Annotated in this window: 9 protein-coding genes; 3 read left to right on the top strand and 6 right to left on the bottom strand. The window is 68.6% G+C overall.

The genetic code is table 11. The features are described from left to right. Positions 1–20 precede the first annotated feature (20 nt). The 4 genes from AC06FD_RS14380 to AC06FD_RS14365 are packed head-to-tail and all read right to left on the bottom strand — an operon-like array spanning position 21 to position 2,075. A complete protein-coding gene (locus AC06FD_RS14380; RefSeq protein ID WP_038685533.1) occupies positions 21–278 on the bottom strand; it encodes an acyl carrier protein in 258 nt (85 codons plus the stop codon). A 19-nt stretch (positions 279–297) separates the two neighbouring features. Further along, a complete protein-coding gene (locus tag AC06FD_RS14375; RefSeq protein WP_228886160.1) occupies positions 298–558 on the bottom strand; it encodes a phosphopantetheine-binding protein in 261 nt (86 codons plus the stop codon). After that, positions 545–1,348, bottom strand: a complete 804-nt coding sequence (locus AC06FD_RS14370) for a lysophospholipid acyltransferase family protein (protein WP_259209486.1) — start codon at positions 1,346–1,348, stop codon at positions 545–547. Before AC06FD_RS14370 ends, AC06FD_RS14375 begins: the two co-directional genes overlap by 14 nt. Continuing rightward, positions 1,341–2,075: a beta-ketoacyl synthase chain length factor gene (locus AC06FD_RS14365; protein ID WP_394163142.1), complete on the bottom strand. Its 735-nt coding sequence runs from the start codon at positions 2,073–2,075 to the stop codon at positions 1,341–1,343. Before AC06FD_RS14365 ends, AC06FD_RS14370 begins: the two co-directional genes overlap by 8 nt. Before the next feature lie 231 nt (positions 2,076–2,306). Between AC06FD_RS14365 and AC06FD_RS14360 the strand changes: the two genes are divergently transcribed. Beyond that, positions 2,307–3,332: a chorismate transformation FkbO/Hyg5 family protein gene (locus AC06FD_RS14360; RefSeq protein ID WP_478078176.1), complete on the top strand. Its 1,026-nt coding sequence runs from the start codon at positions 2,307–2,309 to the stop codon at positions 3,330–3,332. Positions 3,333–3,578: 246 nt separating this feature from the next. On the opposite strand, the gene cydB is transcribed toward AC06FD_RS14360, so the two are convergent. Next, positions 3,579–4,592 (bottom strand): cytochrome d ubiquinol oxidase subunit II, encoded by a 1,014-nt coding sequence (gene cydB, locus AC06FD_RS14355; RefSeq protein WP_259209477.1) that lies wholly within the window; start codon positions 4,590–4,592, stop codon positions 3,579–3,581. A gap of 1 nt (position 4,593) precedes the next feature. Continuing rightward, positions 4,594–5,991 (bottom strand): cytochrome ubiquinol oxidase subunit I, encoded by a 1,398-nt coding sequence (locus tag AC06FD_RS14350; protein ID WP_478078175.1) that lies wholly within the window; start codon positions 5,989–5,991, stop codon positions 4,594–4,596. Between the two features lie 554 nt (positions 5,992–6,545). Between AC06FD_RS14350 and AC06FD_RS14345 the strand changes: the two genes are divergently transcribed. Both AC06FD_RS14345 and AC06FD_RS14340 read left to right on the top strand, forming a co-directional pair. Next, positions 6,546–8,912: a S9 family peptidase gene (locus AC06FD_RS14345; RefSeq protein ID WP_478078174.1), complete on the top strand. Its 2,367-nt coding sequence runs from the start codon at positions 6,546–6,548 to the stop codon at positions 8,910–8,912. Then, positions 8,909–9,328, top strand: a complete 420-nt coding sequence (locus tag AC06FD_RS14340) for an NUDIX hydrolase (protein WP_478048226.1) — start codon at positions 8,909–8,911, stop codon at positions 9,326–9,328. Before AC06FD_RS14345 ends, AC06FD_RS14340 begins: the two co-directional genes overlap by 4 nt. Positions 9,329–9,357: the final 29 nt, after the last annotated feature.

Here is a 9,357-nt window from a genome sequence, read left to right as displayed (position 1 = left end):
TCAGTGTCCTGCGGCAGCCGTCAGGCGGCTGCTTGACCGGGCAGCAGCCCGTGCACCACGTCGACGATGTCCTGCACGGTACGCACTGCCTTGAATGCCTCCGGCTGCAGGTTGCGGCCGAGCAGCGGCTTGAGCTGCACGATCAGGTCGACCGCGTCGATGCTGTCGATGTCCAGGTCGTCGTACAGGCGGGCTTGGGGCGTGATGCGCGCCGGCTCGATCTCAAAGCTGTCCTTGAGGATCTTGACGATGCGATCGAAAAGTTCGTTCTTGGTCATGGCAAATCCTGACGCGCCGTTACGACGGCTGGCGTGCGGCGACAAACTCGCTCAGGGCACGCACGCTGGAGAAATGGCGACGGGTCTCTTCCGAATCCGCGGACAGGCTGACACCGTACTTTTTCTGCAGGGCCAAACCAAGTTCAAGCGCGTCGATCGAATCCAGGCCCAGTCCCTCCACGAACAGAGGGGCCGCAGGATCGATGTCTTCGGGAGTGATGTCTTCCAGTGAAAGCGATGAAATGATCAATTCCTTGATCTCGTGCTCAAGTGCCTGCACGGCTCGGTTCTCCAGCGAAGTCAAAGTAATGGGCAAGATGATCGGTCACGCGCCGCGCCGCCAAGGCATCCCCCCTGGGCGTGTCACCGGCTACTGCCAGGAAGGGGGCGATCGGGAGATCTTCCCCGACTTCCAGCTGAACGTGAAAACGCCGTGATGGCACACGATACCATTTCTGGCCCTTGGTCAGGGTAGGCGGGGTGCAGGTGATCCTGACCGGGGTTATGTCCAGCCGTCCGCGCACGGCGATGTTGGCCGCCCCGCGCTGCAGGCGCAGTGGCTGGCCGGGCACGGTCCGGGTGCCCTCGGGGAAGATGACCAGGTTGCCGCCGGCCTGCACCGCGGCGATGCAGTCGTCGATCAGCCCGGCCCCGTCGTCGTTGGAGACATAGCCAGCCGCGCGCACCGGGCCACGCATGAACGGGTTGCAGGCCACGGCCTGCTTGACCACACAGTCGGCATTGGGCAGCTGGGCGATCAGCAGGACCACGTCGATCAGGGTGGGATGGTTGGCCAGGATCAGCAGGCCGTTGCGCTGCAGGCGCTCGGCGCCACGGATCTCATAGGTCATCACCCCCAGCCGGCGCATCAGCCCGACATGGCTGGCGAAGCTGAATTGCACCAGGCGCCGGGCGAGGCTGCGGCGCCTGGCCGGGTGACGCACCAGGAACAGCAGCGGGAACAGCAGGCCGCCCAGCAGCAGGCCGCCGAGTCCGAACACGGCAAAGCTCAGGCCGGTGCCGAACACCCGCCAGGCATGGTTCAGACGGGCCGGCCAGCGCTCAGCCATGGCGCTGCCAGGTCCATTGTTGGCCGTCGGCGGCCATCTGCAGGCGACTGTCGCCGGCGAGCAGGAAGCGCATGGCATCCAGCCCGTGCGGCAGCGCGGCCGCCGGGCTGTCGGCGGTGGCCGCACCCCAGCCCAGCGACAGCCGGATGCCGGGGCGATCGGCCCGGGCCAGCCGCCAGCACCAGGCGTAATAAGGGTCGGGCTCGTCGGCAAAGCCGGCGTACACCGGGGGCAGCGGCGATTCGTAGATCACCACGCGGACTTCCTCGGCACCGTCGGCCAACAGGCCATAAGCCTCGATGCAGGCGGCCTCGACCGTGGCGCGGCCGGCGGCCAGGGCCAGGTAGTTGCCGCGGTGGCCGCGGGCGATGGAGTACAGCGCGGCCACCGCGTTGTGCACGGACAGGCCGAACGCGGTCGGGGACATGCTGTTGTCGGTACGCAGGCTGTCCAGCAATTCCATCGAGCGGGCCACGTCGCCGTGCCGTGAGGCGAACACCAGCGGGACCTGGCCGTCGTCATCGGGCTGTTCGCACCAGCAGGCCGCCTGGATGGCCATGCGGCCCAGGCGCTCGATCCGGCGCCGCTGCATGGCCGGCACTTCGGACAGCGCAGGGGTGTCCTCGCCGTGCGGCAACGCGGGGGCCTGCGCCCATGCCTGCCAGTCCTGCTTCGACGCCAGGCCCGGTGCCCAGGCCGACCAATCCACCACTGAAAACTCGATCATTCACGCCAACATGTTGATGGGCACCCGGGGCGCAGTGCTTGAAGGGGGCGCGCCGGGGCCTTGGACGGAGCCTGCCCGACCCGCAGACACTTCCCCGTGTGTGCAGTGGGCAGCAGGCGCGAAGCGACGCGATGATCCCGGTGGCGCGGCTGGGACATCGCAGCGCACCGCCGTAAAAAGGAGCGCACGCTATCATGACACCCTTGGCACTGGCAGCATTCACAATCTGAAATGAGCAGCACCCTCCCGCACGCATCGGCCCCGGCGCTGGCCTCCCCTCCCACCGCAGCCGCGCTGTTCAGCATCGCCTATCGGCCTGCCGCGCGGCGCGAGGCGGCGTTGGCCGACCCGTGCACCCTGGCGGTGTTCGGCTTCGGTGACCGCGATGCGCGGCTGGACGGGGACCCGCGCTGGCTGCAGGTGCCGCTGGCCGAGCACGGTGCGGCGCAGGTGGAGGTATGGCGTTCGCCGACGCCGGTGCGCTGCGGGGTGACCGACGGGGTCCGGTGGTCGCACAACGAGGCGGTGCTGTTCGGGGTGCTGGAGATCGCGGAGGTCGACGGCGATATCGAGTCGGCCGCGGCGGATGCCTACGCGAGGATGAGCAGCTTCCTGGCCAGTTGCGGATTTCCGCACCTGCTGCGGACGTGGAACTACCTGGATGCGGTGACCGAGGGCGACGGCGACCAGGAGCGCTACCGCCGTTTCTGCGTGGGCCGGGTGCGCGGGCTGCGCGAACTGGACGAGGCGGCGCTGCCCGCGGCGACGTGCATCGGGCGTTTCGACGGTGACCGACGGCTGCAGGTGTACTGGCTGGCCGCGCGCGAGGCCGGGCTGCCGCTGGAGAACCCACGCCAGGTCAGCGCCTTCCGCTACCCGCGCCAGTACGGGCCACAGTCGCCGAGTTTCTCGCGGGCGCTGCTGGCGCCGGAGGCGACCGGGCTGCCCTTGCTGCAGTCGGGGACGGCGGCGATCGTGGGCCATGTGTCGCAGCACACCGGTGCGGTGGACGAGCAGTTGCGCGAGACGCTGACCAATCTGCAGAGTCTGGTGGACGCAGCCCGCCGGCAACGGCCGACGTTGTCACCGACGCTGGGCGCCGATTCGGTGCTGAAAGTCTATGTGCGCCGGGCCGGGGACATGCCGGCGGTGGCCGCGCAGATGGCCGCCCTGCCGGGCGCCCCGGCCTTCGTGGTCCTGCACGCCGAGGTCTGCCGCGCCGAACTGCTGGTCGAGATCGAAGGCCTGCACGGCTGAGCCGCGCCCGACCGCGTCCTGCCCGGCACGCACCGGCCAACCGTAGAGCCGACCGTTGGTCGGCTGCATGTCTCAAACCCGGCCCCGCCCGGTAGAGCCGACCGTTGGTCGGCTGCATGTCTCAAACACGGCCCCGCCCGGTAGAGCCGACCGTTGGTCGGCTGCATGTCTCAAACCCGGCCCCGCCCGGTAGAGCCGACCGTTGGTCGGCTGCTCTGGACCCCTTCCACGGCCAGCGCCCGCCCCTCAGTGATACCCCGCGTCCGCCCGCACCTTGCCGCGGAACACCCGGTAGGACCAGGCCGTGTAGCCCAGGATCACCGGCAGCAACACCACCAGCCCGACCAGGCTGAAGCCCAGCGACGACGCCGGCGCGGCCGCCTGCCACAGGGTCATGCTCGGCGGCAGCAGGTACGGCCACATGCCCAGCACCAACCCGATGAAGCCCAGGATGAACAACGCCAGGGTCAGCAGGAACGGCGGCAGGTCGCGCCTGGGGTGCATCGCGCTGCGCCACAACGCCACCGCCACGCCCAGGGTCAGCAACGGCACCGGCGACAGCCACCAGAAGTTGCCGTCGCTGAACCAGCGCGCCATCAGCCGCGAATCCAGGAACGGCAGCCAGGTGCTCACTAGGCCCATGAACACGATCACCGCCACCACCAGCGGCCGGGTCAACGTGCGCGCGAACGTCTGCTCGCGGCCCTCGGTCTTCAGGATCAGCCAGGTGCTGCCCAGCAGCGCGTAGCCGAACACCACCGCCGCGCCGGTCAGCATCGAGAACGGGCTGAACCAGCTGAACGCCCCGCCCACATACCGGCCATCCACCACCTGCAGGCCCTGCACCAGCGCGCCCAGGATCACGCCCTGTGCGAACGCGGCCAGCAGCGAGCCCAGCCCGAAGGCCACGCTCCACAACCGCCGCGAGCGGTGCGCCTTGAACCGGAACTCGAACGCCACGCCGCGGAACACCAGCGCCACCACCAGCAGCAGTACCGGCAGGTACAGCGCCGACAGCAACGCCGCATACGCCTTGGGAAACGCCGCCATCAGGCCCGCGCCACCCAGTACCAGCCAGGTCTCGTTGCCGTCCCAGATCGGCGCGGCGGTGTTCATCATGATGTCCAGCTGTTCCTCGTCCTCGGCCATCGGCGCGAGGATGCCGATGCCCAGCACGAACCCATCCAGCACCACGTACATCAGCACGCCGAAGCCGATCACCGCAAACCACGCCACCGGCAGCCAGGTTGTCATCTCCATCTCAGCGCTCCTCCAGCGGTTCGTCGGCACCGGACAGCGGCCGCGCCGGGGTATGGCTGCCGGCTTCCAGGGCCGGTGCCGGCGCATGCGGTTTGGGCCCGGTGCGGATGATCTTGACCAGGTACCAGACACCCCAGCCGAATACGAACGCGTAACCGACCACGTACACGCCCAGCGACAGCGCGGTCATCCACGCACTCTGCGGGCCGACCGCGTCGGCGGTGCGCAGCACGCCATAGACCACCCACGGCTGCCGCCCCATCTCGGTGACGAACCAGCCGGATATCAGCGCGATGAAGCCGCTGGGCAGCATCCAGTTCCAGCCGCGCACCAGCCAGCGCGACTGCAGCAGCTTGCCGCGCCACCACTGGAACGCCGACACCCAGGCCAGCAGCAGCATCAGCGTGCCCAGCCCGACCATGATGCGGAAGGCGAAGAACACCGGCACCACCGGCGGCCGCTCGCTGGCCGGCACGGAGGTCAGCGGGTCGAAGGTGCCCTCCAGCGAATGGGTGAGGATCAGACTGCCCAGCCGCGGAATCGCGATTTCATAGTCGTTGCGCTCGGCCTTTTCATTGGGCAGCGCGAACACCACCAGCGGTACGCCCTCGCCCTCGCCTTCCGCATGCCAGTGCGCTTCCACCGCGGCGATCTTCATCGGCTGGTGCTTGAGCGTGTTCAACCCGTGCATGTCGCCGACGAAGATCTGCACCGGCACGGTCAGCGCCGCGAACGCGACGGCCGCCAGCAGCATGGTGCGCCCGGCCTCCACGTGGGTGCCCTTGCGCAGGTACCACGCGCCGACGCCGCCGATCACAAAGCAGGTGGTGATGAACGAGCCCAGCGCCATGTGCGCCAGGCGGTACGGGAAGGAGGGGTTGAACACCACCTGCCACCAGTCCTGCGGGTGCACGATGCCGTCGATCATCGCGTAGCCGGCCGGGGTATGCAGCCAGCTGTTGGACGACAGGATCCAGAACGTGGAAAACAGCGTGCCCAGCGCCACCATGCAGGTGGACAGGAAGTGCAGGCGCGGCGACACCTTGCCCCAACCGAACATCATCACGCCGAGGAAGCTGGCTTCCAGGAAGAACGCTGTGAGCACTTCATAGGTGAGCAGCGGGCCGATCACGCTGCCGGCCACTTCGCTCAGCCGCGGCCAGTTGGTACCGAACTGGAAGGCCATGACGATGCCGCTGACCACGCCCATGCCGAAGGACACCGCGAAGATCTTCTGCCAGAAGAAATACAGCTCGCGCCAGACGGGGTTGCCGGTGCGCAGCCAGCGCGACTCCACGAATGCCAGCCAACTGGCGGTGCCGATGGTGAAGGCCGGGAACAGCACATGGAAACTGATGACGAACCCGAATTGGATCCGCGACAACAACAACGCGTCCACGTGACGCCTCCGACGGGTTTCTGGAAATCCGCACCAGTCTGGGCCGGTATCCGTGAAAGGCACATGCGACCCGGTGACGCGCTGCTTCACTTTGTCGCAGGGGGAGCCCGGTCTTGGGTTGGCGGGTGATTCAGAGGGCAAGGCCCTTCGCCCAGGGTTACCGCGAGCGTGAGGGCCCCGCAGTGGCCGGTAGGCCCCTGGTGCAAATGTCCCCCGGCCGCGGGGCGGCCTCCTCCTTTATTTTGCCCAGGAGCCTACCGGCCGCTACGGGGCTCGGCTTGCGGTAAGCAAGTGGACGCCGGGCTTTTCGGGGCCTGTCGGTGGGTCGGGCGCTGGGGCCCCCTACCCTTGGAGGCGAAATAAAGGAGGAGGGGGCGGCCGCAGGCCGACACCGGGGGCGTCGCCGGGAAGGGTAGGGGGTCCCGGCGCCCGACCCACCGACTGCCGCGTTTGCCTCTCGCAGATCACCAACGCACGCCCATGACCTGTGGCCCCTTCCCGCGGCCCTTGCGGCTGCTACGCTTGCAGGGTTTTCTACTACGGTGCCGCCCGCAATGCCCAGAACGCTGCCCTTGTCCCTGCTGCTGCTCGCCGCCCTCGGCGGTACGGCCCACGCGGCGCCGACGCCGATCACCATCGAGCAGGCCATGGCCGACCCGGACTGGATCGGTCCGCCGGTCGAGAGCGCGTGGTGGTCCTGGAACAGCCAGCAGGTCGAGTACCAGCTCAAGCGCACCGGCAGCCCGGTCCGTGACACCTTCCGCCAGCCGCTCAGCGGCGGCGTGGCCGCGCAGGTGGCCGATGACCAGCGCGGCACCCTCGACGTGGACAGTCCGGTCTACGACAGCGCGCGCCAGCGTGCGGTGTTCGTCCGCAATGGCGATGTGTTCGTGCGCGACCTGCGCAGCGGCGCGCTGACCCAGCTGACCCGCAGCTCGGAGAAATCCAGCGCCGTCAATTTCGCCCGCGACGGCGGGGTGATCTGGCGCACTGGCCAGAACTGGTTCCACTGGACTGCCAACGGTGGCGTGCAGCAGGTGGCCAGCCTGAAGGCCGAGAAGAACCCCGATGACGCGCCCAAGGCCGACGTACTGCGCGACCAGCAGCTGCGCACCCTGGCCACCCTGCGCAACGACCGCGCCCAGCGCGAGGCGCTCAAGGCGCAGGAAGCCAGCTGGCGCCGCGCCGACGGCACCCGTGCGCCAGGCCCGGTGTACCTGGGCGCCGAGGTGGAGATCGTCGACAGCGTGCTGTCCCCGGATACCCGCAGCCTGATCGTGGTCACCAAGCCCAAGAGCTTCGATGAAGGCCGCGGCGGCAAGATGCCCAAGTACGTGACCGAATCCGGTTACGAAGAATTCGAGGACACCCGCACCCGTGTCGGCCGCAATGACCCCGAGCCGCACGCGCTGTGGCTGGTGGATGCGGTGAGCGGCACGGTCAAGCCGCTGTCGCTGGACGGCCTGCCGGGCATCGCCACCGACCCGCTGGCGTCGCTGCGCAAGGCCGCCGGCAAGGACGCGCTGAAGGGCAACCGCACCGTGGAAGTGCTCGGCGGCCCCGGCGCGCCCGGGATCCGCTGGAGCGCCGACGGCCAGCAGGCGGCGATCATGCTGCGCGCCAACGACAACAAGGACCGCTGGATCGCCAGCGTCAGCCCGGCCAATGCCAGGCTGGAGAACCGCCACCGCCTCACCGATGCGGCCTGGATCAACTGGAGCTTCAACGATTTCGGCTGGTCCAACGACAACCGCACGCTGTGGCTGCTGTCGGAGGAATCGGGCTACTCGCACCTGTACACCCAGCAGGGCACGGCCAAGCCGCAGGCGCTGACCGGCGGCAAGTGGGAAACCTCGATGCCGGTGCCCAGCGCCGACGGCCGCGGTTTCTACTTCCTGTGCAACCAGCAGAGCCCGGGCGACTACGAAGTGTGCGCGGTCGACAACGCCAGCAGGCAGGTGCGTGAGCTGACCTCGCTCAACGGCGTGGAAGACTTCTCGCTGTCGCCGGATGGCCAGCAGCTGCTGGTCCGCTACTCCGGCGCCTACCTGCCGGCGCAGCTGGCGGTGGTGCCCACCGGCGGCGGCCAGGCCAGGATCCTCACCGATACCCGTACCGCCGCCTTCAAGGCCCGCGAGTGGATCCAGCCCAAGCTGGTGCAGGTGCCGTCCAAGCATGGCGCCGGCGTGGTCTGGGCCAAGTATTACGGCCCGGAAACCCCCGAACCGGGCAAGCAGTACCCGATCGCCATGTTCGTGCACGGCGCCGGCTACCTGCAGAACGTGCACCAGCGCTACCCGGCCTACTTCCGCGAGCAGATGTTCCACAACCTGCTGGTCCAGCAGGGCTACATCGTGCTGGACATGGATTACCGCGGCAGCGAGGGCTACGGCCGCGACTGGCGCACGGCGATCTACCGCAACATGGGCCACCCGGAGCTGGAGGATTACAAGGACGGCCTGGACTGGCTGGTGGACACCCGGCAGGGCGACCGTGCCCACGCCGGCATCTACGGCGGTTCCTACGGCGGCTTCATGACCTTCATGGCGCTGTTCCGCTCGCCGGGCACGTTCAAGGCCGGCGCCGCGCTGCGCCCGGTGGTGGACTGGCACCAGTACAACCACGGCTACACCGCCAACATTCTCAACACCCCGGACATCGACCCCGAGGCCTACCGCACCTCCTCGCCGATCGAGTACGCCGAGGGCCTGCAGGACCACCTGCTGATCGCGCACGGGATGATGGATGACAACGTGTTCTTCCAGGACTCGGTCAACCTCACCCAGAAGCTGATCGAGCTGCACAAGGACAACTGGTCCATCGCGCCCTACCCGCTGGAACGCCACGGCTACGTGCGTCCGGACTCGTGGCTGGACCAGTACAAGCGCATCCTCAAGCTGTTCAACGAGAACCTGAAGTGAGCCAGGCCGCGGCGCCGATCGAGATCGTCGCCGCGGTCATCCGCGACGCCACCGGCCGTGTGCTGGTGGTGCGCAAGCAGGGCTCGGATACCTTCATCCAGCCCGGGGGCAAGCCCGAACCGGGCGAAGCACCGCTGCAGGCTCTGGCCCGCGAACTGGACGAGGAACTGGGCGTGCGGCTGGAGGCGGCCAGCGCCGTGCCGCTGGGGCGTTTCGAGGCCTGGGCGGTGCACGAAACAGGCCGTCGGGTGCGGGCCCAGGCGTGGCTGGTGCAGGTCGACGGCATGCCGCAGGCACGCGCGGAAATCGCCGAACTGGCCTGGGTGCCCGTGCAGCCGCCGCATGGACGACGCTTGGCAGCATTGAGCCAAGACCATATCCTGCCCGCGGCCGCACGTGCGGTGGTGGCAGGCTGACGCCTGTCGCCGACTCGACCAGGACACCG

The sequence above is a fragment of the Stenotrophomonas sp. Steno-Z1 genome, from assembly GCF_056393175.1.
The sequence above is the reverse complement of the archived record's forward strand: the minus strand, read 5'-3'. Positions and strand labels throughout refer to the sequence as shown.

What these genes read in the sequence shown, in the direction of transcription:
- AC06FD_RS14380 (WP_038685533.1), bottom strand. Translation starts at nt 278, where the DNA reads ATGACCAAGAACGAACTTTTCGATCGCATCGTCAAGATCCTCAAGGAC.
- AC06FD_RS14370 (WP_259209486.1), bottom strand. Translation starts at nt 1,348, where the DNA reads ATGGCTGAGCGCTGGCCGGCCCGTCTGAACCATGCCTGGCGGGTGTTC.
- AC06FD_RS14365 (WP_394163142.1), bottom strand. Translation starts at nt 2,075, where the DNA reads ATGATCGAGTTTTCAGTGGTGGATTGGTCGGCCTGGGCACCGGGCCTG.
- AC06FD_RS14360 (WP_478078176.1), top strand. Translation starts at nt 2,307, where the DNA reads ATGAGCAGCACCCTCCCGCACGCATCGGCCCCGGCGCTGGCCTCCCCT.
- cydB (WP_259209477.1), bottom strand. Translation starts at nt 4,592, where the DNA reads ATGGAGATGACAACCTGGCTGCCGGTGGCGTGGTTTGCGGTGATCGGC.
- AC06FD_RS14345 (WP_478078174.1), top strand. Translation starts at nt 6,546, where the DNA reads ATGCCCAGAACGCTGCCCTTGTCCCTGCTGCTGCTCGCCGCCCTCGGC.